The sequence below is a fragment of the Streptomyces sp. NPDC037203 genome, from assembly GCF_055605065.1.
Genome location: NZ_JBVJUC010000004.1, coordinates 540,162 through 562,840 on the forward strand (window position 1 = coordinate 540,162; position 22,679 = coordinate 562,840).

General features: G+C 71.5%; 19 protein-coding genes. 9 read left to right on the top strand and 10 right to left on the bottom strand.

Annotation, left to right across the window (positions count from 1 at the left end; all coding sequences use genetic code 11):
• Window positions 1–386: 386 nt before the first annotated feature.
• Window positions 387–2,909 (top strand): ATP-dependent Clp protease ATP-binding subunit, encoded by a 2,523-nt coding sequence (locus ACZ7EC_RS15795; protein ID WP_397984716.1) that lies wholly within the window; start codon window positions 387–389, stop codon window positions 2,907–2,909.
• A 95-nt stretch (window positions 2,910–3,004) separates the two neighbouring features.
• Here ACZ7EC_RS15795 and ACZ7EC_RS15800 read toward each other — a convergent pair whose 3' ends face one another.
• Window positions 3,005–3,637, bottom strand: coding sequence for an HAD family acid phosphatase (locus ACZ7EC_RS15800; RefSeq protein WP_471062820.1), 633 nt, complete (start codon window positions 3,635–3,637; stop codon window positions 3,005–3,007).
• 456 nt (window positions 3,638–4,093) lie between these two features.
• Between ACZ7EC_RS15800 and ACZ7EC_RS15805 the strand changes: the two genes are divergently transcribed.
• Complete coding sequence (locus tag ACZ7EC_RS15805) at window positions 4,094–4,642, top strand: M23 family metallopeptidase (protein ID WP_471062821.1); 549 nt, start codon at window positions 4,094–4,096, stop codon at window positions 4,640–4,642.
• 50 nt (window positions 4,643–4,692) lie between these two features.
• Here ACZ7EC_RS15805 and ACZ7EC_RS15810 read toward each other — a convergent pair whose 3' ends face one another.
• The gene (locus ACZ7EC_RS15810) at window positions 4,693–5,292 is read right to left on the bottom strand and encodes a TetR/AcrR family transcriptional regulator (RefSeq protein WP_471062824.1); all 600 of its coding nucleotides are present in this window, start codon (window positions 5,290–5,292) and stop codon (window positions 4,693–4,695) included.
• A 125-nt stretch (window positions 5,293–5,417) separates the two neighbouring features.
• Here ACZ7EC_RS15810 and ACZ7EC_RS15815 point away from each other — a divergent pair, with 125 nt between their 5' ends.
• The gene (locus ACZ7EC_RS15815; RefSeq protein ID WP_471062826.1) at window positions 5,418–6,980 is read left to right on the top strand and encodes an MDR family MFS transporter; all 1,563 of its coding nucleotides are present in this window, start codon (window positions 5,418–5,420) and stop codon (window positions 6,978–6,980) included.
• A 90-nt stretch (window positions 6,981–7,070) separates the two neighbouring features.
• On the opposite strand, the gene cseC is transcribed toward ACZ7EC_RS15815, so the two are convergent.
• From cseC to ACZ7EC_RS15840, 5 genes are all read right to left on the bottom strand, one after another.
• On the bottom strand, window positions 7,071–8,429 hold the full coding sequence (cseC, locus tag ACZ7EC_RS15820) for a two-component system sensor histidine kinase CseC (protein ID WP_471062828.1): 1,359 nt from the start codon (window positions 8,427–8,429) through the stop codon (window positions 7,071–7,073).
• A gap of 10 nt (window positions 8,430–8,439) precedes the next feature.
• Window positions 8,440–9,144 (bottom strand): two-component system response regulator CseB, encoded by a 705-nt coding sequence (gene cseB, locus ACZ7EC_RS15825; RefSeq protein WP_471062829.1) that lies wholly within the window; start codon window positions 9,142–9,144, stop codon window positions 8,440–8,442.
• A gap of 51 nt (window positions 9,145–9,195) precedes the next feature.
• The gene (locus ACZ7EC_RS15830) at window positions 9,196–9,855 is read right to left on the bottom strand and encodes a hypothetical protein (protein WP_471062831.1); all 660 of its coding nucleotides are present in this window, start codon (window positions 9,853–9,855) and stop codon (window positions 9,196–9,198) included.
• On the bottom strand, window positions 9,843–10,382 hold the full coding sequence (locus ACZ7EC_RS15835; RefSeq protein ID WP_471062833.1) for a SigE family RNA polymerase sigma factor: 540 nt from the start codon (window positions 10,380–10,382) through the stop codon (window positions 9,843–9,845). The genes ACZ7EC_RS15830 and ACZ7EC_RS15835 overlap by 13 nt, the downstream gene beginning before the upstream one ends.
• A gap of 280 nt (window positions 10,383–10,662) precedes the next feature.
• Entirely contained in the window at window positions 10,663–11,538 is an 876-nt protein-coding gene (locus ACZ7EC_RS15840) for an HhH-GPD family protein (protein ID WP_471062835.1), read from the bottom strand.
• Between the two features lie 179 nt (window positions 11,539–11,717).
• Between ACZ7EC_RS15840 and ACZ7EC_RS15845 the strand changes: the two genes are divergently transcribed.
• Window positions 11,718–12,551, top strand: coding sequence for a hypothetical protein (locus ACZ7EC_RS15845; RefSeq protein ID WP_471062836.1), 834 nt, complete (start codon window positions 11,718–11,720; stop codon window positions 12,549–12,551).
• A gap of 46 nt (window positions 12,552–12,597) precedes the next feature.
• Here ACZ7EC_RS15845 and disA read toward each other — a convergent pair whose 3' ends face one another.
• Complete coding sequence (gene disA, locus ACZ7EC_RS15850) at window positions 12,598–13,722, bottom strand: DNA integrity scanning diadenylate cyclase DisA (protein ID WP_471062838.1); 1,125 nt, start codon at window positions 13,720–13,722, stop codon at window positions 12,598–12,600.
• Between the two features lie 80 nt (window positions 13,723–13,802).
• On the bottom strand, window positions 13,803–15,212 hold the full coding sequence (gene radA / locus ACZ7EC_RS15855; protein WP_471062839.1) for a DNA repair protein RadA: 1,410 nt from the start codon (window positions 15,210–15,212) through the stop codon (window positions 13,803–13,805).
• 312 nt (window positions 15,213–15,524) lie between these two features.
• On the opposite strand from radA, the gene ACZ7EC_RS15860 reads away from it, so the two are divergent.
• Window positions 15,525–17,213: a BACON domain-containing protein gene (locus tag ACZ7EC_RS15860; RefSeq protein WP_471062907.1), complete on the top strand. Its 1,689-nt coding sequence runs from the start codon at window positions 15,525–15,527 to the stop codon at window positions 17,211–17,213.
• 25 nt (window positions 17,214–17,238) lie between these two features.
• Here ACZ7EC_RS15860 and ACZ7EC_RS15865 read toward each other — a convergent pair whose 3' ends face one another.
• Complete coding sequence (locus ACZ7EC_RS15865) at window positions 17,239–18,078, bottom strand: DUF3109 family protein (RefSeq protein WP_471062840.1); 840 nt, start codon at window positions 18,076–18,078, stop codon at window positions 17,239–17,241.
• Between the two features lie 71 nt (window positions 18,079–18,149).
• Here ACZ7EC_RS15865 and ACZ7EC_RS15870 point away from each other — a divergent pair, with 71 nt between their 5' ends.
• The 4 genes from ACZ7EC_RS15870 (at window position 18,150) to ilvD (ending at window position 22,670) form a co-directional block, all read left to right on the top strand.
• Complete coding sequence (locus ACZ7EC_RS15870; RefSeq protein ID WP_471062841.1) at window positions 18,150–19,082, top strand: Ppx/GppA family phosphatase; 933 nt, start codon at window positions 18,150–18,152, stop codon at window positions 19,080–19,082.
• Window positions 19,083–19,204: 122 nt separating this feature from the next.
• Window positions 19,205–20,017: a sugar phosphate isomerase/epimerase family protein gene (locus ACZ7EC_RS15875; protein WP_471062842.1), complete on the top strand. Its 813-nt coding sequence runs from the start codon at window positions 19,205–19,207 to the stop codon at window positions 20,015–20,017.
• Window positions 20,014–20,679, top strand: a complete 666-nt coding sequence (locus ACZ7EC_RS15880) for a TetR/AcrR family transcriptional regulator (RefSeq protein WP_471062843.1) — start codon at window positions 20,014–20,016, stop codon at window positions 20,677–20,679. The genes ACZ7EC_RS15875 and ACZ7EC_RS15880 overlap by 4 nt, the downstream gene beginning before the upstream one ends.
• Before the next feature lie 137 nt (window positions 20,680–20,816).
• Entirely contained in the window at window positions 20,817–22,670 is a 1,854-nt protein-coding gene (gene ilvD / locus ACZ7EC_RS15885; protein ID WP_471062844.1) for a dihydroxy-acid dehydratase, read from the top strand.
• The last annotated feature ends 9 nt before the right edge of the window (window positions 22,671–22,679 follow it).

Here is a 22,679-nt window from a genome sequence, read left to right on the forward strand (position 1 = left end):
CCCACCGATCGCACATCGTGCCGAAAAAGCGGGCGCTCGGTGGTGTGGGGGACCGCAAGGTTGTTCGCCCATAGCGGAGGGAACCGGTGCACTCGGCATGGAGTGTCAGTCCTCGCGGGTAAGACATGCCTAGTGGGAGGGGGCGACGCGTGGGCGCGGCGGTCTCCCGTTCGCCATCGGCGTAGTGGCGAGTGGGGTAACTGCCTGGCCTGCGGGAACATCGTCTCGCACCATCGGGTTGGAGCAGATGTCGGCGTTCGCGGTCAGGAGGCCAAGGACGGTGTCGGCAGTTGGAATGAGCGGTCCCCGCTTGCGGGACTAAGCTGCGGAAGGACAGGGAGGGGAAGTTCCCCCCACTGCCTGACCGCTCTGAGGAGCGATTAACGATGTTCGAGAGGTTCACCGACCGCGCGCGGCGGGTTGTCGTCCTGGCTCAGGAAGAAGCCCGGATGCTCAACCACAACTACATCGGCACCGAGCACATCCTCCTGGGTCTCATCCACGAGGGCGAAGGTGTCGCCGCTAAGGCCCTGGAGAGCCTCGGCATTTCGCTCGAGGCGGTCCGTCAGCAGGTGGAGGAGATCATCGGTCAGGGCCAGCAGGCCCCGTCCGGCCACATCCCCTTCACCCCCCGTGCCAAGAAGGTCCTGGAGCTGTCGCTCCGCGAGGCCCTTCAGCTGGGCCACAACTACATCGGCACGGAGCACATCCTGCTCGGCCTGATCCGTGAGGGCGAGGGCGTCGCCGCCCAGGTCCTGGTCAAGCTGGGTGCCGACCTCAACCGGGTGCGGCAGCAGGTCATCCAGCTGCTCTCCGGCTACCAGGGCAAGGAGACCGCCACCGCCGGCGGCCCGGCCGAGGGCACCCCCTCGACCTCCCTGGTCCTGGACCAGTTCGGCCGGAACCTCACCCAGGCCGCCCGCGAATCCAAGCTCGACCCGGTCATCGGGCGCGAGAAGGAGATCGAGCGGGTCATGCAGGTGCTCTCCCGCCGCACCAAGAACAACCCGGTGCTGATCGGTGAGCCCGGCGTCGGCAAGACCGCCGTCGTGGAGGGCCTCGCCCAGGCCATCGTCAAGGGCGAGGTGCCCGAGACGCTGAAGGACAAGCACCTCTACACGCTGGACCTCGGCGCCCTGGTCGCCGGCTCCCGCTACCGCGGTGACTTCGAGGAGCGCCTGAAGAAGGTCCTCAAGGAGATCCGCACCCGCGGCGACATCATCCTGTTCATCGACGAGCTGCACACGCTGGTCGGTGCGGGTGCCGCCGAGGGCGCCATCGACGCGGCCTCCATCCTCAAGCCGATGCTGGCCCGCGGTGAACTCCAGACCATCGGTGCGACCACGCTGGACGAGTACCGCAAGCACCTGGAGAAGGACGCGGCCCTGGAGCGCCGCTTCCAGCCCATCCAGGTCGCCGAGCCGTCCCTGCCGCACACCATCGAGATCCTCAAGGGCCTGCGCGACCGGTACGAGGCGCACCACCGCGTCTCCATCACCGACGAGGCGCTGGTCCAGGCCGCCACCCTGGCCGACCGCTACATCTCGGACCGCTTCCTGCCGGACAAGGCCATCGACCTGATCGACGAGGCCGGCTCCCGGATGCGCATCCGCCGGATGACCGCGCCGCCGGACCTCCGCGAGTTCGACGAGAAGATCGCCGGCGTCCGCCGGGACAAGGAGTCCGCGATCGACTCGCAGGACTTCGAGAAGGCCGCCTCGCTGCGCGACAAGGAGAAGCAGCTCCTGGCCGCCAAGGCCAAGCGCGAGAAGGAGTGGAAGGCCGGCGACATGGACGTCGTCGCCGAGGTCGACGGCGAGCTGATCGCCGAGGTCCTCGCCACGGCCACCGGCATCCCGGTCTTCAAGCTGACCGAGGAGGAGTCCTCCCGCCTGCTGCGCATGGAGGACGAGCTGCACAAGCGGGTCATCGGCCAGGTCGACGCCGTCAAGGCGCTGTCCAAGGCGATCCGCCGTACGCGTGCCGGTCTGAAGGACCCGAAGCGCCCCGGTGGCTCGTTCATCTTCGCCGGCCCCTCCGGTGTCGGTAAGACCGAGCTGTCCAAGGCGCTCGCCGAGTTCCTCTTCGGCGACGAGGACGCGCTGATCTCCCTCGACATGTCGGAGTTCAGCGAGAAGCACACGGTCTCGCGTCTCTTCGGCTCGCCCCCCGGCTACGTGGGCTACGAAGAGGGCGGCCAGCTGACCGAGAAGGTGCGCCGCAAGCCGTTCTCCGTCGTGCTGTTCGACGAGGTCGAGAAGGCCCACCCGGACATCTTCAACTCGCTGCTGCAGATCCTGGAGGACGGTCGCCTGACCGACTCCCAGGGCCGGGTCGTGGACTTCAAGAACACGGTCATCATCATGACGACCAACCTCGGCACGCGGGACATCTCCAAGGGCTTCAACCTGGGCTTCGCCGCCTCGGGTGACACGAAGACCAACTACGAGCGCATGAAGAACAAGGTCCAGGACGAGCTGAAGCAGCACTTCCGGCCCGAGTTCCTCAACCGTGTGGACGACGTGGTCGTCTTCCCGCAGCTCACGCAGGAGGACATCCTGCGGATCGTCGACCTGATGATCAGCAAGGTGGACGAGCGCCTGAAGGACCGGGACATGGGCATCGAGCTCTCCCAGTCCGCCAAGGAACTGCTGTCCAAGCGGGGCTACGACCCCGTGCTGGGCGCCCGGCCGCTGCGCCGTACGATCCAGCGCGAGATCGAGGACAGCCTCTCCGAGAAGATCCTCTTCGGCGAGCTGCGCCCCGGCCACATCGTGGTCGTGGACACCGAGGGCGAGGGCGACTCCGCGACCTTCACCTTCCGCGGCGAGGAGAAGTCCGCTCTGCCGGACGCCCCGCCGATCGAGCAGGCGGCGGGCGGCGGCCCGAACCTGAGCAAGGACGCGTAAGTCCTCGGCGTTTCAGCCGAAGGGGCCGGTGCTTTTGGCACCGGCCCCTTTCGGTTTTCCCGCGCGGCGGGCAACGGCCGGCTTCGGAATGCGACTTACGAGAGCTGGCCGTCGTAGTCGGGCAGTTTGAAGGTCTGGTCCGCGTGGCCGCCGGAGAGGTCGGTCGTGCTGTTGCCGATGTTGGCGATGATGTCGTAGCCCTTGTTCTCGATGGCGACGCGCTGGGCCGTCTTGTAGTCCGCGACGTTCTTGAAGAGGTCGAAGAAGCCGCGCACGGAGATGCCGGAGACCTTGTAGCCGTCGTACTCGAGATTCCACTTGGTGGGCGCCTCGATGATGCCCGGTCGGGCGGTCACGAAGAAGAGGGCGACGCCGTGCTCCTGGGCGTACTGGGCGACGTCGAAGACCGGCTTGTTGGCCGTCTGGGGGACCGTGAAGCCCAGGTCGGTGTCCAGCGTGGTGTTGTCGATGTCGAAGACGATGGCCTGCTTGTCGCCCGGCCCGGCGGCGGCGATGCGCTGCTTCAGGTAGGGCAGGGCCTGGTCCATCACGGTCTGGCAGTCGTTCTGCCAGGTGGCGAAGTCGACCTTGCCGGTCGCGGCGCTCGCCGCCGCGGTGGCGGCCGGGGCCGTGGTGGCGTCCGCCGCACGGGCCGGGCCGGCCACCGCGGCCAGGGCGGCCACGGAGACGGCGGTCACGGTGAGGCGGCGCGCCAGGGGGCTGGTCATCGGTGGGGGTTCCTCTCACGTCACGTACGCGGTGCCGGATGGCAGGTGCATGATCTGTGGTGCGGATGGCGCGAGGGGAACCGTAGGGTTACCGAACGGTAGGTGGATAGGGGTCTGCATCACATTCACAGCCCCGCCGGGTCGCGGAGCCGGTGACATGCCGCACAGGCGATTTATCCCTTACTAGCCCCGATAGTGGGATGTTCCCGCGGGTAAAGGGTGGGCAAAGCACTCGTAGATCCCTGGTTCCGGGTGGAAACGGGCACGTCGGGTGGGGGGCTTCCGGGTCGGTGCGGGGGCTGTCAAGGCGATGGATGGTTTTCGCCTCATCTACTACCGGACGCCGTAGATGCCCCACTTCCGCCCGGAAGGGGCGATCGGTTACCAAGGGATGGCCGCCCTGGCGAACACCTGTCCGCCGGGCGGCCGATCTGTCCCCGAGTTCACGAGGTCTCGATGTCCAAGCGCTTCACGTCCCGTGCCCCCCGTACGTCCTCGCTCCGTACCCGCGCCGCCTTCCTGGCCGCCGGTGTCGCTGTCCCGGTCGTGCTGGGTGCCGGAGTCGCGAGCGCCGCTCCGTCGGCGGCCTCCTGGGTCGACCCGGTGAAGAAGTACTCGCTCTCCGCGGGCTTCAACCAGTCCGGCGCCCACTGGGTCGCCAAGCACAGCGGCCAGGACTTCGCCGTGGCCACCGGGACCGAGGTCGTCGCCGTGCACGGCGGAACCGTGGTCAAGGCCGGCCCCAACGGCGCCGGTGACGGTCCCGCGTACGGCAACGCCGTCGTGATCAAGCACGAGAACGGCGTCTACTCCCAGTACGCGCACCTGTCCCGCGTCGACGTCCGGATCGGCCAGAAGGTGAAGACCGGCCAGCACATCGCCCTGTCCGGCTCCACGGGCAACTCCACGGGCCCCCACCTGCACTTCGAGATCCGCAAGACCCCGAACTACGGCTCCGCCCTCAACCCGGTGCCGTTCCTGAAGGGCAAGGGCGTCCGCGTCTGAGCCGGCCGAGTCCTGAGAGCCGTCCGTGTCGAGTGAGCCGACCGGGCGGCTCAGTCGTCGGCGTGGGCGTGCTCGTGCGCCTGGGTGACCAGGTCGAGGGCGACCTCCAGCACCGCCTGGCGCCGCTTCTCCACGTCGCCCACCAGGTCCTGCATCACGAACATCCCGGCGTGCAGGGTGAACAGCGCGCTGAGCGAGCGCACCTGGTCGACCAGCTCGGCGTCCGGGTCCACGAGGATTTCCCGCAGCCCGTGCATGCGGTCCTTGAAGGTCTCGCCGATGCGCAGCTCCCGCACCGTCGCCTGGTTCTCCTGCATGAAGCGGAAAAGCGGCTCGGCGTGCGAGAGCGCCTCGCTGTAGCGCCGTACGATCTGCTGCTTCGTCTCCAGGGTGTGCGGCTGGCCGCGACCCCACTCGATCAGGTCGGTGATCGGCTGCGTCAGATCCTCGAAGAGGCTGACGATGATCTCTTCCTTGGTCTTGAAGTGGTAGTACAGGGCCGCCTTGGTGACGTCGAGGCGCTCGGCGATCTCGCGCAGCGAGGTCTTCTCGTACCCCTGCTCGGCGAAGAGTTCGATCGCGACGTCCTGGATGCGCTGGCGGGTGTTGCCGCGGCGCTGCTGCTTGGTGCCGTCCATGGTGACGCCCATCCTCGTACTCCTCGCGCTTCCGCGGAAACTTACTTGACGCCCGGCTAGTTAGCCGTCTACTTTACGCAGTGTACTAACTAGCCGGGCGGCAAGTAAGTAGCCGACCAGGGGGAAGCAGGGAAGAGATGGCGGACACAGTGGCAGGGCCCCAGGGGGGCAAGAAGCAACGGAGCGTGCGCGTCGTACTGCTCGCGCTCATGATCGCGATGATGCTCGCGATGCTCGACAACATGATCGTGGGCACCGCGATGCCCACCATCGTCGGCGAGCTGGGGGGCCTGGAACACTTGTCCTGGGTGGTCACCGGCTACACGCTGGCCACCGCCGCCTCCACCCCGATCTGGGGCAAGCTCGGCGACATGTACGGGCGCAAGGGCGCCTTCCTCGGCTCGATCGTGATCTTCCTGATCGGCTCCGCGCTCAGCGGCATGGCCCAGAACATGGGCGAGCTGATCGGCTTCCGTGCCGTGCAGGGCCTCGGTGCCGGCGGTCTGATGGTCGGCGTCATGGCGATCATCGGCGACCTCGTGCCGCCGCGGGAGCGGGGCAAGTACCAGGGCATGATGGCCGCCGTGATGGCGCTGGCGATGATCGGCGGACCGCTGGTCGGCGGCACCATCACCGACAACTGGGGCTGGCGCTGGTCCTTCTACATCAACCTGCCGCTCGGCGCGGTCGCGCTGGTGCTGGTCAGCGTGGTGCTGCACCTGCCGAAGAAGCGGGCCAAGGCGGGCATCGACTACCTCGGTGTCATCCTGCTGACCGTCGGTATCACCTCGATCGTGCTGGTCACCACCTGGGGCGGCAGCGAGTACGCCTGGACCTCCGCGCGGATCATGGAACTGATAGCCATCGGCGTGGTGGCGCTGGCCGGGTTCGTGTTCTGGCAGACGAAGGCCGCCGACCCGGTGCTGCCGCTGCACATCTTCCGCAGCCGCAACTTCACCCTGATGTCCGTGATCGGCTTCATCACCGGTTTCGTGATGTTCGGCGCGACGCTGTTCCTGCCGCTGTACCAGCAGGCGGTGCAGGGCGCGTCGGCGACCAACTCCGGACTGCTGCTGCTGCCGATGCTCGGCGCGATGCTGGTGACGTCGATGGTCGCCGGGCGGGTCACCACCAACACCGGGCGCTACAAGGTGTTCCCGATCGCCGGCGGTGTGCTGATGATCGCGGGTCTGTACCTGCTGTCGCTGATGGACACCGGTACCAGCCGTTTCACCTCCGGCGTCTACATGGCGGTCCTCGGCCTCGGCATGGGCTGCCTGATGCAGATCACCATGCTGGTGGCGCAGAACAGCGTGGAGATGAAGGACATGGGCGTGGCGTCCTCCTCGACGACGCTGTTCCGTACGCTCGGCTCCTCGTTCGGTGTCGCCATCATGGGCGCGCTGTTCAACAACAAGGTCAAGGACGTCATGGCCGAGCGGGCGGGCTCGCTGGGCAAGGGCATCACCGAGAAGTCCGCGCAGCTGGACGCCAAGAGCCTGGCGAAGCTGCCGCCGCTGGCCCGTGAGGCATACCAGCACGCGGTCTCCGCCGGCACGCACTCCGCGTTCCTGCTGGGCTCCGTGATCGCCGTCCTGGTCCTCGTCGGCGCCCTCTTCGTCAAGGAGGTCCCGCTGCGGGGCGGCCCGCAGGCGGCCAAGCCGGAGGAGAAGGCCGTTCCGCTGGTCGAGGCGGTCTGACGCGAGGCGCGGTACGGCGAAGGCCCCCGGCGGTGTCCGCCACGGGGGCCTTCGTCATGTGCGGGGTCTGTCCGAGGGCGGCGCCCCCGCTCAGCCCGCGCCCCCGGACAGCGGCAGCATCGGATAGCTCCCCGTATTCGTCGGCGCATGCTCCGGCAGCCACAGCACCGCCACCGCCCCCTCCGCCGGGAGGTCCGTCGGGACGCCCGTGGGGCGGATGTTGCGGAAGGTGAGGCGGGCGCCGAGCACGCGGGCCTGGCCCGCGGCGATGGTCAGGCCCAGGCCGTGGCCCTGGCCGGCGCGGTCCATGCTGCCGGTGCGGAAGCGGCTCGGCCCCTCCGCCAGGAGTTCCTCGGGGAAGCCGGGGCCGTGGTCGCGGACCCGGATCACCCGGCCCTCGACGCTCACCTCGATCGGCGGCCGTCCGTGCCGCGCGGCGTTGGCCAGCAGGTTGAACAGCACGCGTTCGAGGCGGCGCGGGTCCGTCGTCACCTCCGACTCGTGCACCACCCGTACGACGATGTCCGGATCCTTCGCCGCCACCCGCCGCGCGACGAACTCGCCCAGCATGATGTCCTGGAGCTCGGCCCGTTCCGAGGCGCTGTCCAGGCGGGCCACCTCCAGCACGTCCTCCACCAGCGTGCGCATCGCCTTGGCCCGGTCCAGGACCAGCTCCGTGGGCCGGCCCGGCGGCAGCAGCTCGGCGGCCGTCAGCAGCCCGGTCACCGGGGTGCGCAGCTCGTGCGCGATGTCCGCGGTGACCCGCCGCTCGGCCTCCAGGCGCTGGCGCAGCGCGTCCGCCATGGCGTCCACCGCCCGCGCGAGATCGTCGGTCTCGTCCCGTACGACCCCGCCGATGGCCTCCCGCACCCGGACCTCGGTCTCGCCCCGCGCGACCCGGTTCGCGGCGACCGCGGCCTTGCGCAGCCGGCCGGAGAGCTGCCCGCCGATCAGTACGCCGAGCGCACTGCCGCCGAGGACGACCGCGATGGACCCGATGACCAGGGCCTGGTCCAGGTCCTTCATCACGTCCATGGAGCGGTCCGGGAAGTGGCTGTGCAGCGACAGCACATGCCCGTCCTTGGCCGGCACCGCCGCCCAGATGTCCGGCGCCCCCGAGCCGCGGTCGGAGACATCGCTCGCCCGGCGCCCGGCCATCACCTTCTCGCGCACCGCCGGCGGTATCGCCGGATCGTCGATCTTTATGTTCGGGAAGTTCGTCCGCCCGTACAACTCGTAGTTGCGCTGGGCCAGTTGGACCCGGTCATTGGCCAGGTCGCGCGCGTTGTCCAGCATCGAGACGCGGGCCGCGTTGTGCACGACCAGGCTCAGTGCGATCGCCACGAGCCCGGCGACCAGCGCGATCGCCGCACTGAGCTTCCACCGGATGCCGGTGTGCAGGCCCACGCGCTCCATGCGCCGGACCGGGTGGCGCAGAAACCCCCGCATGCCGCTCCGTTCAGGCCTTCAGCTTGTAGCCGAAGCCGCGGACCGTCTCGATGCGGTCCTGGCCGATCTTCTGCCGCAGCCGCTGCACATGGACGTCGACCACGCGGGTGTCCCCGCCCCAGCCGTAGTCCCACACCCGCTCCAGCAGCTTGTCGCGGGAGAGCACGGTGCCGGGCGCGGAGGAGAACTCCAGCAGCAGCCGCATCTCCGTCGGGGTGAGCGCCACCGGCTGACCGGCCCGGCTCACCTCCATGCCGTCGGTGTCGATCCGCAGCTCGCCGAAGGTCAGCGTGCCGCCCTGCACCGCGGACGCGGGCTCCTCCGGGTGCGCGGAGCCGCCGGCGTGCCCGAAGCGGCGCAGCACCGCACGGATCCGGGCGACCAGTACGGCACCGTCGAACGGCTTGGTCACATAGTCGTCCGCGCCGGCCTCCAGGCCGAGGACGACGTCGATGGAGTCGGCGCGCGCCGACAGCATGATCACCGGGACCGTCGACTCGTCCCGGATCCGGCGGCACAGGCTGACCCCGTCGAGGCCCGGCACCATCACGTCGAGCAGGGCGATGTCCGGGCGGTTCGCGCGGAACGCCTCAAGGCCCGACAGGCCGTCGGGCATGGCGGTGACCGCGAAGCCGTCCCGCTCCAGGGCGAGCTGCGTGGCCTCGCGGATGACGTCGTCGTCCTCGACGAACAGAACGTGGGTCTGGTCTGCCATCCCGGTGCTCTCTGTCCTCGTGAAGTGCTGGTGGTCCGGTCGGAGCGCGGTTCAGCTGTCCGGCACGGGCGTCGGGACCTGCCCGGCCGACTTGCTGTACTCGTTGCGCACACTCTTGCCCGGCGTGAACCGTCCCGCCTTCCAGCTGTACGGCGTCACGATCTCACCGGACGGGCTGGAAATGGGATCGCCCTTCTCGTAATACTGCCTGGTGACCGACAGCCGGCCCTGATCGATCTCGGCGTAGACCGGCGATTCCTCGGTGCGGAAGACGTTCGTGAAGGTCCCGGCGTCGTCACGGTAGACGTACGAGCCGATCCCGACCGCGTCCGCGCAGGTCAGCACGTTGATCACGACGTCGTCCACCGGGGACCCGGTCAGGTCGCCGTAGCTGACGTCCACCGGGTACTCGTTGCCGCTGCACGGCTTGAGCTCCCGCTTCACGGTGGCGGACACCGCCGGGTCGTTCTTGATCAGCTGGACGGCGTCCACCTTCCGGTACTTGTCCGGATCGCTCGGCGAGGGTGCCGGCGACGCCACGGCACCGGCCACCGCCGAGGCGTGCGCCGGGCCCTCGTCCCGTGCGCCCAGGCCGCCCGTGCCGCAGGCCGCGACGAAAAGGGCGAGGGCGGTGACCGAGGCCACCGCCGCGATCACCGCCAGCCAACTCCCACGGGCCCGTGTGGGCCCGAGCCCTGTCAGGCCGCGCAACGCTCCCGCTCCTCACGCTCCAGCGCCCGTGCGTCCAGGTCGCGGGCCTCCAGCTCCTCGCGGAGCCGGGCGAGCGCCCGGTGCAGCGTGCTCTTGACCGTACCGGCCGACATGCCCAGGGCCGCGGCCGTCTCCTCGGTGGACATCTGCTCCCAGTGTCGCAGCACCACGACACTGCGCTGCTTGGGGGCGAGGACTTTCAGGATGTCCATCAGCAGGGCCCGGTCGGCGTGCTGCTCGGCGGAGTCGTCCACGCTGGCGTCCGGCAGCTGCTCGGTGGGGACCTCCTCCAGCTTGCGGGCCCGCCACCACTCGGTACGCGTGTTGATCATGACCCGGCGCAGATAGGCGTCGGCGAGCCGCTTGTCGGCGATGCCGTCCCAGCGGCCGTACGTCCGTACCAGCGCGGTCTGGAGCAGGTCCTGCGCGTCCACGGGGTCCGGCACCAGCCGACGCGCACTGCGCAGCAGCGCGTCCTGTCGTGTGCGGACGTACTCCTCGAATGCGAGCACCTCGCCCTGCGCCATGTTCAACCGCCTCCGTTCCCCGTGTGCTCCGGCTCCGCCGAAGTCCCGCTGTCCTGCCGGCCCGTGGTCTGTCGGGCACGGAAATGAAGGTAGGCAGTCGTTGTCACGGGGCTGTGCGGACCAGCCTTCGGCTGGCAATCGGCTATCCGTCGGTTGTGTAACGGCCGTAGGGACGGGGTAAAGAGTGCGGCCCGTATGTCCAGTTATGAGGCTTTTGTGGTAGACCGGTTGGGCGACGGGCGCCGTAACAGTGCGGGGGAAAGCGTGACCTGACCGCGGGTCAGGTCAGCGGCAGCCGGTACAGACCACCCGGCAGCGGCTCCACCAGACCGTCGGCGACCAGCCCGTCCAGCGCGCGGGCCCGCTGCACCGGCTCGTGCCACACCCGGTCGAGCAGTGCCTGCGGCACCGGCGTGTGCGCCTCCCGCAGCACCGCGAGCAGCTTGCCGCGCACCTGCCGGTCCGTGCCGGCGTAGGTCTGCCCGCGCCGCGGCGGCCCCTGGTGCTCGGGCTTGCCCGCCTGCCGCCAGGCGCACTGCGCGGCGATCGGGCAGCGCGCGCACCCCTCGTTCTTCGCGGTGCACACCAGCGCGCCCAGCTCCATGGAGGCGGCGGCCCAGCGCGCGGCCGTCCGCTCGTCCTCGGGCAGCAGTTCGCGGGCCAGCCGCCGCTCGGCCGCGGTCGTCGCGTTCGGCGGGTACTGCACACCCGTCACCGCCCGCGCCAGCACCCTTCGCACATTCGTGTCCAGTACCGGGTGCCGCTGCCCGTAGGCGAACGAGGCCACCGCGGCGGCCGTGTACTCGCCGATGCCGGGCAGCGCGAGCAACTGCGCGTGCTCCGCCGGTACGTCGCCGCCGTGCCGTTCCGTTATGGCGACCGCGGCGCCGTGCAGCCGCAGCGCGCGGCGCGGATAGCCGAGCCGGCCCCAGGCGCGCACCGCCTCGCCGGGCGCCTCCTTCGCCAGGTCGGCGGGGCGCGGCCAGCGGGCGAGCCACTGCTCGTAGACGGGCAGCACCCGGTTCACCGGGGTCTGCTGAAGCATGAACTCGCTGACCATCACGCCCCACGCGCCCGCCTCCGGGCGGCGCCAGGGGAGGTCGCGGGCATGGGCGTCGAACCAGGCGATCACGGGGGCGTGGAGTTTCTCGGTCATGGCCTTCCGATCCTGCCACGCCGCGCGGGGTGGCGCGGGTGACCAGGCCGTCACTCAGCGTGCCGAACGCTGAAGAACCGTGCCTGCGCGGGCAGTTGCCGGAATGATGATCCGGAAAAGTTGCCGCGTGGTCGGCGGGTGGGGCAAGGCCGCGCGCCGAACTCTCGTAGAGTTTGGGCGTGGGATCTCTGCGCAATCCGGTCGGGCCGCTTCCCTCCTCCATCTACTGGCGCAGGAGGGTCGTACTGCTGTCGGTGGTCGTCGTCTCGGCGCTGCTGATCACGTGGATCGTCACCGCGGGGGGCGGCGGAGGCGGGAAGAAGGGCGGCAGCGCGTCCGGCGGCAAGAACCCCACGAACACGATCACTCCGGGGCCGTCCGGCTCGGGTCCCGCGTACAGCCAACATCCGGGCGGGCGGGACGAGTCGGGGGGAGCGGACTCGGGGTCCGGGTCCGCCGGTTCCGGGTCCGGTTCGGATCAGGGTGCCGGGTCCTCCGGTGCCGGGGACTCCGGTTCGGGCTCGGGCGGATCCGCCGGTTCGGGCGGCTCGTCCGCCGCGGGCGGCGGGGCGGTGGCCGCGGGTGACGCGCTGCCCGGCTCCTCCGCACTGGCCAACTGCACTTCCGGAGCGGTGTCGTTGGGCCTGCGCAGTGTGCACAACTCCTACTCGCCGGACCAGACGCCGGTGTTCGAACTGACCGCGAGGAACACGTCGTCCGCCGACTGCAAGGTCGATCTCGGGCCCCGGAACGCGGTGTTGACCATCACCCCGGCCGACGGCCACAACCCCTTCTGGTCCTCCGCCGACTGCCCCGAAGGCGCCGGCCACCTGCTGTTCCGGGTACCGGCCGGCAAGTCCATCACGTACACGGTGAAGTGGGACCGCCACCCGAGCGCCGCCCACTGCGCGACCCCGCCGAGTGGCACGGCGAAGCCGGGTACGTACCTGCTGGAGGCGAAGACACCGGGGTACGGGAAGCTTCAGGCGTCGTTCGTGCTGTCGGCGGACTAGCACCGCCGACCGCGAGGGATCGACGGGCCTGCCGGACGCCGAGAAATCAGACGTACCGCTCCAGGATCGAGGACTCCGCCAGCCGCGAGAGCCCCTCCCGCACGCTCCTGGCCCGCGCCTCGCCCACCCCGTCCACCGTCTGGAGGTCGTCCACACTCGCCGCGAGCAGCTTCTGCAGCCCGCCGAAATGCTCCACCAGCCGGTCGATGATCGCCCCCGGCAGCCGCGGCACCTTGGCCAGCAGCCGGAAGCCCCGCGGGGACACCGCGGAGTCCAGGGTCTCGGGCGACCCGGTGTAGCCCAGCGCCCGCGCCACCGTGCCGACCTCGATCAGCTCCGCCTGGGTCAGCGCGTTCAGCTCCGCCAGGGCCTCCTCCACGGTGCGGGAGCGCTTCGCGGTCGGCTCGGGCACGTAGTCCCGCACCACCAGCTCGCGGTCCGGCTCGACCCCCGCGATCAACTCCTCGAGCTGGAGCGAGAGAAGACGGCCGTCGGTGCCCAGCTCCACCACGTACTCGGCGATCTCGGTGGCGATCCGGCGCACCATCTCCAGGCGCTGCGCGACGGCGGACACGTCCCGCACCGTCACCAGGTCCTCGATCTCCAGCGCCGACAGCGTGCCCGCCACCTCGTCCAGGCGGAGCTTGTACCGCTCCAGCGTGGCCAGCGCCTGGTTGGCGCGCGAGAGGATCGCCGCCGAGTCCTCCAGGACCCGGCGCTGACCGTCCACGTACAGCGCGATCAGGCGCATGGACTGGGAGACGGAGACGACGGGGAAGCCGACCTGCTTGCTCACCCGGTCCGCCGTACGGTGCCGGGTGCCGGTCTCCTCCGTCGGGATGGTCGGGTCCGGGACCAGCTGGACGCCCGCGCGCAGGATCTTCGACAGATCCGAGGAGAGCACGATGCCGCCGTCCAGCTTGCACAGCTCCCGCAGCCGGGTCGCGGCGAACTCCACGTCCAGCACGAACCCGCCCGTGCACATCGCCTCGACGGTCTTGTCGGAGCCGAGCACGATCAGGCCGCCGGTGTTGCCGCGCAGCACGCGCTCCAGGCCGTCGCGCATGGCCGTACCGGGAGCCACGGCGCTCAGCGCCGCGCGCATCAGGCCATCGGAACCGGCACTCCCACCGGACTTTCCGGGAGCTGCTGCCCGGTCGTTGGCTGCCACTGCACTCCTCCGGTCGGGGGTTCTCACGCGCACCCGTGCCCGCACTCGGTTCGTACGGACGGGCGAGACCTGGGCAAAGTCTACCGGCGCTGCTCCGTCTCCCGTGGGGCCTCCCGGCGACGGGAGCGGGGCAGCACCCGCAGCGCATCCCCCATGTCCGCGACTTCCAGCACCTTCATCCCCGCCGGGACCTTCCCCGGATCGCCCGGCACCAGGGCGTGCGTGAAGCCGAGCCGGTGCGCCTCGGCGAGCCTGCGCTGCACGCCCGTGACCCGCCGCACCTCGCCCGCGAGACCCACCTCGCCGATGGCCACCAGGTTCTTCGGCAGCGGGGTGTCGCTCGCGGCGGAGGCCAGCGCGAGGGCGATGGCCAGGTCGGCGGCCGGCTCGGACAGCTTCACGCCGCCGACCGTCGCCGAGTAGATGTCCCGCTTGCCGAGCGCGCTGATCCGGCCGCGCTGTTCGAGCACGGCCAGCATCATCGAGACGCGGGAGGTCTCCAGGCCCGAGGTCGTACGCCGGGGGGAGGGGATCTGGGAGTCCACGGTCAGCGCCTGCACCTCCGCGACCAGCGGGCGGCGGCCTTCCAGGGTCACGGTCAGGCAGGTGCCCGGCACCGGTTCGTCGCGCCGGGTCAGGAACAGGCCGCTGGGGTCGGCGAGGCCGGTGATCCCCTCGTCGTGCAACTCGAAGCAGCCGACCTCGTCCGTCGCGCCGTACCGGTTCTTCACGCCGCGCACCAGGCGGAGCCGGGCGTGCCGGTCGCCCTCGAAGTGCAGGACGACGTCCACCAGGTGCTCCAGCAGGCGCGGGCCCGCGATCGCGCCGTCCTTGGTGACATGGCCGACCAGCAGCGTGGACATGCCGCGCTCCTTGGAGGCGCGGATCAGCGCCCCGGCCACCTCCCGGACCTGGGCCATGCCGCCGGGCGCGCCGTCGATCTCCGGGGAGGCGACCGTCTGTACCGAGTCGAGGACCAGCAGGGACGGCTTGACCTCGTCCAGGTGCCCGAGGACGGCGGAGAGGTCGGTCTCGGCGGCCAGATACAGCTGGTCGTGCAGCGCGTTGATGCGGTCGGCGCGCAGCCGCACCTGGCTCGCCGACTCCTCGCCGGTGACATAGAGGGTGCGGTGCTCCTCGCTCGCCGCCTTGGCCGCCACGTCCAGCAGCAGGGTGGACTTGCCGACGCCCGGCTCGCCCGCCAGCAGCACCACCGCGCCCGGCACCAGCCCGCCGCCGAGCACCCGGTCCAGCTCGGGCACCCCGGTGGAGCGGGCGGTGGCCTGCCGGCCGTCGACCTGGCCGATGGGCAGCGCCGAGGTGACGACGCGGCCGGGTGCCGTGGTGCGGACCGCGGGCGCGCCGTACTCCTCGACCGTGCCCCACGCCTGGCACTCGGGGCAGCGGCCGAGCCACTTGGCCGTCTGCCAGCCGCACTCGGTGCAGCGGTAGGACGGACGGTCCTTGGTGGTCTTGGTACGGGCAGCCATGCGGAAACCGTAGCCCGCGGCACCGACAACGGGACCGGGGGCCGCCGATCGGGTGGCCGGGCGGCGGTCGCCGACCCGTGGAATCCGGCCACGGAACACAACGCTCGTGTCCCCTTATGAGGGATCGTTTCACCCGTACGGATTAAAAGTGCTCAAGGCTCCGGAGCGGGCGCTGCCCCGCCGCCTACGGTCGCACGGGTGATGAGCAGCAGCCCGGAGACCACCACCCGCACCGGCGCGCACCGGGCGTACGGCACGGCGCGCGAAGCACGAGAGGCGAGCGAGGGGCGTGAACCGCGCGAAGGGGCGCGGATGCCCGCTGTGTTCGAGTCACGTGAGGCCGACGAGGCGCGGGGGGCACGTGAGGCGCGTGAGGCGCGCGACCGTGCCGCCGCCCGCACCCTCGCCCGGCGGGCCTCGGCCCGCCAGGAGCCGGATGAGCCGTACGTGTCGTACGTGGACGGCCTGTTCACCTACTGCCTGTCCGTGCTGTGCGACCACGACGCGGCCACCGCCGCGCTCCGCGACGCCCTCGCCCTGGCCGGGCGGCGGACCCACCGCGCGCCCGCGACCGGCGGCGAGCGCAGGGCCTGGCTGTACGCGCTGGCCCGCTGGGCGTGTCTGCGCAGACTGGCCGAGGCGAAGCAGAAACGTCAGGCCGCGCACGCGGCGGGCCGCACGGGCGGCACGGACAAGGGGCAGGGGACCGGGCCGCAGACGCCCGATCCCGCGCTCCCCCCACAGGTGCGGGAACGCCGGCGCCGTGAACTGTCCCTGCTCGCCTGGCCGGAGGCGGCCGGCACCACGCCCGAGCAGCGCGAGGCCCTGGAACTCGCCGTCCGGCACCATCTGACCGCCTCCGAGGTCGCCGCCGTCCTCGGCATGGCACCGGCCGCCGCCCGCGAGCTGCTCGCCACGGCCGCCTGCGAGGTCGAGCGCACTCGGGCCGCGCTCGCCGTGGTGGAGAGCGGCGGCTGCCCGAGCGTCGCCCACCTCACCGGCGACAGCAGGCTGATCCTCAGCACCGCGCTCCGCCGCGAGCTGGTCCGGCACGTCGACGACTGCCCGCGCTGCCGCCGCAGTGCCGAACGCGCGGCCCCCGGCCGCTGGCCCGGCACCTCGGTCACCCCCGCCGAACTGCCCGTCCTGGCGGCGCCCCGCGCGGCCCTCGTCCCGCGCCCCCGCGCGAAGGTCGCGGACGCGCCCCGCTTCGACCGGCGGGGCTTCCCGATGGACCCCGGCGACCGCGCGGCCCGCCGCGACCGGCTGCGCGCCCGCGCGGTGACGACGACCGTGGTGGCGACGGTGGTGGCGGCCCCGGTGCTGGCCCTGTGGGCGGCGTACCGGGGCGCGCCGACGGGGGAGCCGGACGGCCGCCCCGGCACCGCGCGCGAGGAGCGGGGCCCGGACGCGGCCGGCGGGGACGGCACGGGCGGGGCGTACGAGAACGCGGCCAGCGCGAGCCGGAAGCCGGGCGCGGGCAGGAACGGCAAGCCGGACGTCTCGGTGGAGGTGATGAGCACGGCGCCCGGCACGGCGGACGGCTCGGCCGGGAGCCTGTCGGTGACGGCGGCGAACGACGGCGACACCACGCTGATCACGCTGACCGCCACCGGGCCCGACCCGGTCCGCTGGTCCGCCGTCACCGGTTCCGCGTGGCTCTACCTGAGCCGGTCCTCGGGCACCCTCGCCCCCGGCGCGAGCGTGACCCTGAAGGCGTACGTCGACCACCTCCACGAGCCCAGGGGGGCCTGGCGGGCCCGGATCTCCCTCGCGCCCGGCGGCGCCGTGGTCACCATCACCGGCTACGGCCCGCTCCCCACGCGCCCGACCCAGGCTCCGCCACCGCCGGCGACCACCGCGCCGACCTCCCCGGCGACCCCGCCGCCGACCACCCAGCCGACGCCCCCGCCGACCCCGACCGACCCGCCGCCGTCCACGACGCCCCCGCCGACGCCGACCCCGACGGACAGCGGGACACCGACTCCGTCGGGTGGCTAGGGTCTTCCGTTTGGATCAGGCCGGATCAGGGCGCGGGGTCGGCCGGGTGGGGGGCCAGCAGGGGGAGCTGGGCCGACAGACGCTGTTCGCAGAGCTCGGCCAGCCGGTCGTAGCCCTCCTTGCCCATCAGCTCCGTCAGTTCCGCCCGGTACGAGACGTACACCGGATCGCCCGCGCCGTGCGCCGACGTGGCCGAGGTGCACCACCAGTGCAGGTCGTGGCCACCGGGACCCCAGCCCCTGCGGTCGTACTCCCCGATGGAGACCTGGAGCACCCGCGTGTCGTCGGGCCGGTCGATCCACTCGTACGTCCGGCGGACCGGCAGCTGCCAGCACACGTCCGGCTTGGTCTCCAGCGGCTCCCGGCCCTCCTTGAGAGCGAGGATGTGCAGCGAGCAGCCCGCGCCGCCCGCGAAACCGGGCCGGTTCTGGAAGATGCACGACCCCTGGAAGGGCCGCGTCTGCCGGGACCCCTCCTCGTCCTCGGAGACCCAGCCGTCCCGCGTGCCCTCCGCGTGGTGCTGCCAGATCTCCGGCGTGAGCCGCGCCACGTGCTCGGCCACCCGCTTCTCGTCGTCCTCGTCGGAGAAGTGCGCCCCCAGCGTGCAGCACCCGTCGTCCGCGCGCCCCGCCTTGATGCCCTGGCAGCCGCTGCCGAAGATGCAGTTCCAGCGCGAGGTCAGCCAGGTCAGATCGCAGCGGAAGACCTGCTCGTCGTCCGCCGGGTCCGGAAACTCCACCCACGCGCGCGCGAAGTCGAGCCCCTGCTCGTCGCTCACCTTCGCCCCCTTGGCAGCTTTGACGGCCTTGTGAGCCTTGTCCGTCTTACCGGCTTTCGCGGACTTCGCCTTTTTCGTCTTTGGCACCCGTCCAGGGTAAGTGTCCCGCCCCCGGTCCGGGGACCGTCGGGCCGCGTTCTGGCAGTAGCGTTCCGTACATGAGACTCGGTGTCCTGGACGTGGGTTCGAACACGGTGCATCTGCTGGTGGTGGACGCCCACCCCGGCGCGCGCCCGCTGCCCGCGCATTCGCACAAGGCCGACCTTCGGCTCGCCCAACTCCTCGACGGCAGCGGTGCCATCGGCGACGCCGGCATCGAGAAGCTCGTCGACGTCGTGCGGGACGCGCTCCAGGCAGCCGAGGACAAGGGCGTCGAGGACCTGCTGCCCTTCGCCACCTCCGCCGTGCGCGAGGCGAGCAACGCCGACGAGGTCCTCGCCCGCGTCGCCGACGAGACCGGGGTACGGCTCCAGGTCCTCTCCGGCGCCGAGGAGGCCCGCCTCACCTTCCTCGCCGTACGCCGCTGGTTCGGCTGGTCGGCCGGGAAGCTGCTGGTCCTGGACATCGGCGGGGGCTCGCTGGAGATCGCCTTCGGCATCGACGAGGAGCCGGACGCCGCCGCCTCCCTCCCGCTGGGCGCGGGCCGCCTCACCGCCGGCTGGCTGCCCGGCGACCCGCCCGCCCCGGACGACGTGCGCGCCCTGCGCCGCCATGTCCGCGCGGAGATCGCCCGCACGGTCGGCGAGTTCGCCCGCTTCGGCGCCCCCGACCACGTCGTCGCCACCTCCAAGACCTTCAAGCAGCTCGCCCGCATCGCCGGCGCCGCCCGCAGCGCCGAGGGCCTCTACGTCCAGCGCGAGCTCAAACGCGAATCCCTGGAAGCCTGGGTCCCGCGCCTGTCCGGTATGACCATCGACCAGCGCGCCGAACTGCCGGGCGTCTCCGACGGCAGGGCGGGCCAGCTCCTCGCGGGCGCCCTGGTGGCCGAGGGCGCGATGGACCTGTTCGGGGTGGAGAGCCTGGAGATATGCCCGTGGGCGCTGAGGGAGGGCGTGATCCTGCGGCGCCTCGACCACATGGGGACGGCCTGAGCGCCCGAAGGGGCGCACGGCCGGGGTCGCCGAAAGGCGCCCGCACCCGCCCCCATGGCAAACCTCACACCGGCGAACAGGCGCCCGGCGCCCGCACCGCACCACCCCTTAAGGTGTCGGACGTGGCTGAACCAACGACCGTTCCGGTAGCGCTGTCGACAGCCTCCGTCTACCCGGAGTCCACGGCGACGGCCTTCGAGATCGCCGCGCGCCTCGGCTACGACGGCGTCGAGGTCATGGTCTGGACCGACCCGGTCAGCCAGGACATCGACGCGCTGCGCCGCCTCTCGGACCACCACGGCATCCCGATCCTCGCCGTGCACGCCCCGTGCCTGCTGATCACCCAGCGCGTCTGGTCCACCGACCCGTGGACCAAGCTGCGCCGCGCCCGTGCCGCCGCCGAGAAGCTGGGCGCCTCCACCGTCGTCGTCCACCCGCCGTTCCGGTGGCAGCGGCAGTACGCGCGGGACTTCGTCACGGGCATCTGGCGGATGGCGGACGAGACGGACGTGCGGTTCGCGGTCGAGAACATGTACCCGTGGCGCTACCGCGACCGCGAGATGCTCGCCTACGCCCCCGCCTGGGACGTCAGCCAGGACGACTACCGGCACTTCACCATCGACCTCAGCCATACGTCGACGGCCCGTACCGACGCCCTGGAGATGATCGGCCGCATGGGCGACCGGCTCGGTCACGTCCACCTCGCCGACGGGCGCGGCTCGGCCAAGGACGAGCACCTGGTGCCGGGGCGCGGCGACCAGCCCTGCGCCGAGCTGCTGGAGCACCTGACCGTCTCCGGTTTCGCCGGCCATGTCGTCATCGAGGTCAACACCCGGCGGGCGATGTCCGGCGCCGAGCGCGAGGCCGATCTCGCCGAGGCCCTCGCCTTCGCCCGCAAGCACCTGGCCGCCGCCGACCGCCTCCCTCGCCGATGACCGGCCCCACCGACTCCACGGGTCCCACCGACCCCACCGGCCCCACCCCGCCGCCCCTCCCCGAGCCGTCCCCCCGCCGCCGCGGACGCCCTTCCCGCGCCGCCTCCGCCGGCACGCGGGACCGCATCCTCACCGCCGCCCGCGAGGAGTTCTCCGTGCGCGGGTACGACAAGACCTCCGTACGCCAGATCGCCAAGGCGGCCGGCGTGGACTCCGCGCTGGTCCACCACTACTTCGGCACCAAGGAACAGGTCTTCGCGGCGGCCGTCGAGGTCGCCTTCGCCCCAGCCCTCGCCGCCCCCGCCGCCCTCGCCGAGGGCGCGCCGGACGAGGTGGGGGAGCGGCTGGCCCGCTTCGTGCTCGGCGTCTGGGAGAACCCCACGACCCGCGCCCCGCTGCTCGCGATCCTGCGCTCGGCCCTCACCAACGACACCGCCGCCGCCGTCTTCCGCCGCCTGGTCGCCGCCCAGCTGGTGCGCCGCGTCGCCGCCCGCCTCGACCTGCCGGACGCCGAACTGCGCGCCGAACTGGCCGCGGCCCAGCTCGTCGGCACGGCCATGATGCGCTACGTCCTCAAGCTGGAGCCGCTGGCCTCGGCGGACATGGAGGAGATCATCGCGCGGGTGGCACCCGTCGTGCAGAAGCACCTCACCCAGCCCTGACCGGCACCCCCGGCCACGGCCGCCGGTCGGGCGCCGGTGAAATGCCCGTCCCGCATTCCGGACAAGCGTGTCCATTCCTTGGAGCCCCGGCGTAGTCTCGGAGAAAGTCAGAACTGTTCATCGAGGAGCGAGCGACGATGCCCGAGCTGAGGTCCCGCACAGTCACCCACGGCCGCAACATGGCGGGCGCCCGCGCCCTTATGCGCGCCTCCGGTGTACCCGGTGCGGACATCGGCCGTAAGCCGATCATCGCCGTCGCCAACTCCTTCACCGAGTTCGTGCCGGGCCACACCCACCTCCAGCCGGTCGGCCGGATCGTCAGCGAGGCGATCACCGCGGCGGGCGGCATCCCGCGCGAGTTCAACACCATCGCCGTGGACGACGGCATCGCCATGGGCCACGGCGGCATGCTGTACTCGCTGCCCTCCCGCGACCTGATCGCGGACTCCGTGGAGTACATGGTCGAGGCCCACCGCGCCGACGCCCTGGTCTGCATCTCCAACTGCGACAAGATCACTCCGGGCATGCTGATGGCGGCCCTGCGCCTGAACATCCCGACGGTCTTCGTCTCCGGCGGCCCCATGGAGGCCGGCCGCGCCACCCTGGTCGACGGCACCGTGCGCTCCCTCGACCTGATCGACGCCATCTCGGAGGCCGCCAACGACAAGGTCTCCGACGCCGACATCCTGCGCATCGAGGAGAACGCCTGCCCGACCTGCGGCAGCTGTTCCGGCATGTTCACCGCCAACTCGATGAACTGCCTGACCGAGGCCATCGGCCTCTCCCTGCCCGGCAACGGCTCGGTCCTCGCCACCCACACCGCGCGCAAGCGGCTCTACGTGGACGCCGCCCGCACGGTCATGGACCTCACCCGGCGCTACTACGAGCAGGACGACGAGACCGTCCTGCCCCGCTCCGTCGCCACCTTCCAGGCCTTCGAGAACGCCATGGCCCTGGACATCGCGATGGGCGGCTCCACCAACACGATCCTGCACCTGCTGGCCGCCGCCCAGGAGGCCGGCGTCCCCTTCGGCCTGGAGCAGATCGACGCCGTCTCGCGCCGCGTGCCCTGCCTCGCCAAGGTCGCGCCGAACGTCGGCAAGAACCGTACGTACTACATGGAGGACGTGCACCGCGCCGGCGGCATCCCCGCCCTCCTCGGCGAACTGCACCGCGCGGGCCTGCTGAACGAGGACGTGCACGCCGTGCACAGCCCCTCCCTCGCCGACTGGCTGAAGACCTGGGACGTGCGCGGCGGCTCCCCGTCCCCCGAGGCCGTCGAGCTGTGGCACGCGGCGCCCGGCTGCGTCCGCTCCGCCGAGGCCTTCTCCCAGTCCGAGCGCTGGGACTCCCTGGACGACGACGCCGAGGGCGGCTGCATCCGCTCCGCCGAGCACGCCTACTCCAAGGACGGCGGCCTCGCGGTGCTGCGCGGCAACCTGGCCGTCGACGGCTGCGTGGTCAAGACGGCCGGGGTGGACGAGTCGATCTGGACCTTCGAGGGCCCGGCCGTGGTCTGCGAGTCCCAGGAGGAGGCCGTCCAGCGCATCCTCACCCAGGAGGTCAAGGAGGGCGACGTCGTCGTCATCCGCTACGAGGGCCCCAAGGGCGGCCCCGGCATGCAGGAGATGCTCTACCCGACCTCGTACCTGAAGGGCCGCGGCCTCGGCAAGAGCTGCGCGCTGATCACCGACGGCCGCTTCTCCGGCGGCACCTCGGGCCTGTCCATCGGCCACGCCTCCCCGGAGGCGGCCTCGGGCGGCACCATCGCCCTGGTCGAGGACGGCGACCGCATCCGCATCGACATCCCGAACCGCACCATCGAACTGCTGGTGGACGACGCCGAACTGGCCCGCCGCGAGCAGGCCCTGAACGGCGTGTACGCGCCGAGGGACCGCGACCGCAAGGTCACCGCCGCCCTGCGCGCCTACGCCGCGATGGCGACCAGCGCGGACAAGGGCGCGGTGCGGGACGTGAGCAAGCTGGGCTGACCGCCCCCC

Excerpts from the sequence above, each read along its gene's own strand:
- ACZ7EC_RS15795 (WP_397984716.1), top strand. The coding sequence starts at position 387 with ATGTTCGAGAGGTTCACCGACCGCGCGCGGCGGGTTGTCGTCCTGGCT.
- ACZ7EC_RS15805 (WP_471062821.1), top strand. The coding sequence starts at position 4,094 with ATGTCCAAGCGCTTCACGTCCCGTGCCCCCCGTACGTCCTCGCTCCGT.
- ACZ7EC_RS15800 (WP_471062820.1), bottom strand. The coding sequence starts at position 3,637 with ATGACCAGCCCCCTGGCGCGCCGCCTCACCGTGACCGCCGTCTCCGTG.
- ACZ7EC_RS15815 (WP_471062826.1), top strand. The coding sequence starts at position 5,418 with ATGGCGGACACAGTGGCAGGGCCCCAGGGGGGCAAGAAGCAACGGAGC.
- ACZ7EC_RS15870 (WP_471062841.1), top strand. The coding sequence starts at position 18,150 with ATGAGACTCGGTGTCCTGGACGTGGGTTCGAACACGGTGCATCTGCTG.
- cseB (WP_471062829.1), bottom strand. The coding sequence starts at position 9,144 with ATGGCAGACCAGACCCACGTTCTGTTCGTCGAGGACGACGACGTCATC.
- ilvD (WP_471062844.1), top strand. The coding sequence starts at position 20,817 with ATGCCCGAGCTGAGGTCCCGCACAGTCACCCACGGCCGCAACATGGCG.
- ACZ7EC_RS15840 (WP_471062835.1), bottom strand. The coding sequence starts at position 11,538 with ATGACCGAGAAACTCCACGCCCCCGTGATCGCCTGGTTCGACGCCCAT.
- ACZ7EC_RS15880 (WP_471062843.1), top strand. The coding sequence starts at position 20,014 with ATGACCGGCCCCACCGACTCCACGGGTCCCACCGACCCCACCGGCCCC.
- ACZ7EC_RS15835 (WP_471062833.1), bottom strand. The coding sequence starts at position 10,382 with ATGGCGCAGGGCGAGGTGCTCGCATTCGAGGAGTACGTCCGCACACGA.
- ACZ7EC_RS15860 (WP_471062907.1), top strand. The coding sequence starts at position 15,525 with ATGCCCGCTGTGTTCGAGTCACGTGAGGCCGACGAGGCGCGGGGGGCA.
- cseC (WP_471062828.1), bottom strand. The coding sequence starts at position 8,429 with ATGCGGGGGTTTCTGCGCCACCCGGTCCGGCGCATGGAGCGCGTGGGC.
- ACZ7EC_RS15810 (WP_471062824.1), bottom strand. The coding sequence starts at position 5,292 with ATGGGCGTCACCATGGACGGCACCAAGCAGCAGCGCCGCGGCAACACC.
- radA (WP_471062839.1), bottom strand. The coding sequence starts at position 15,212 with ATGGCTGCCCGTACCAAGACCACCAAGGACCGTCCGTCCTACCGCTGC.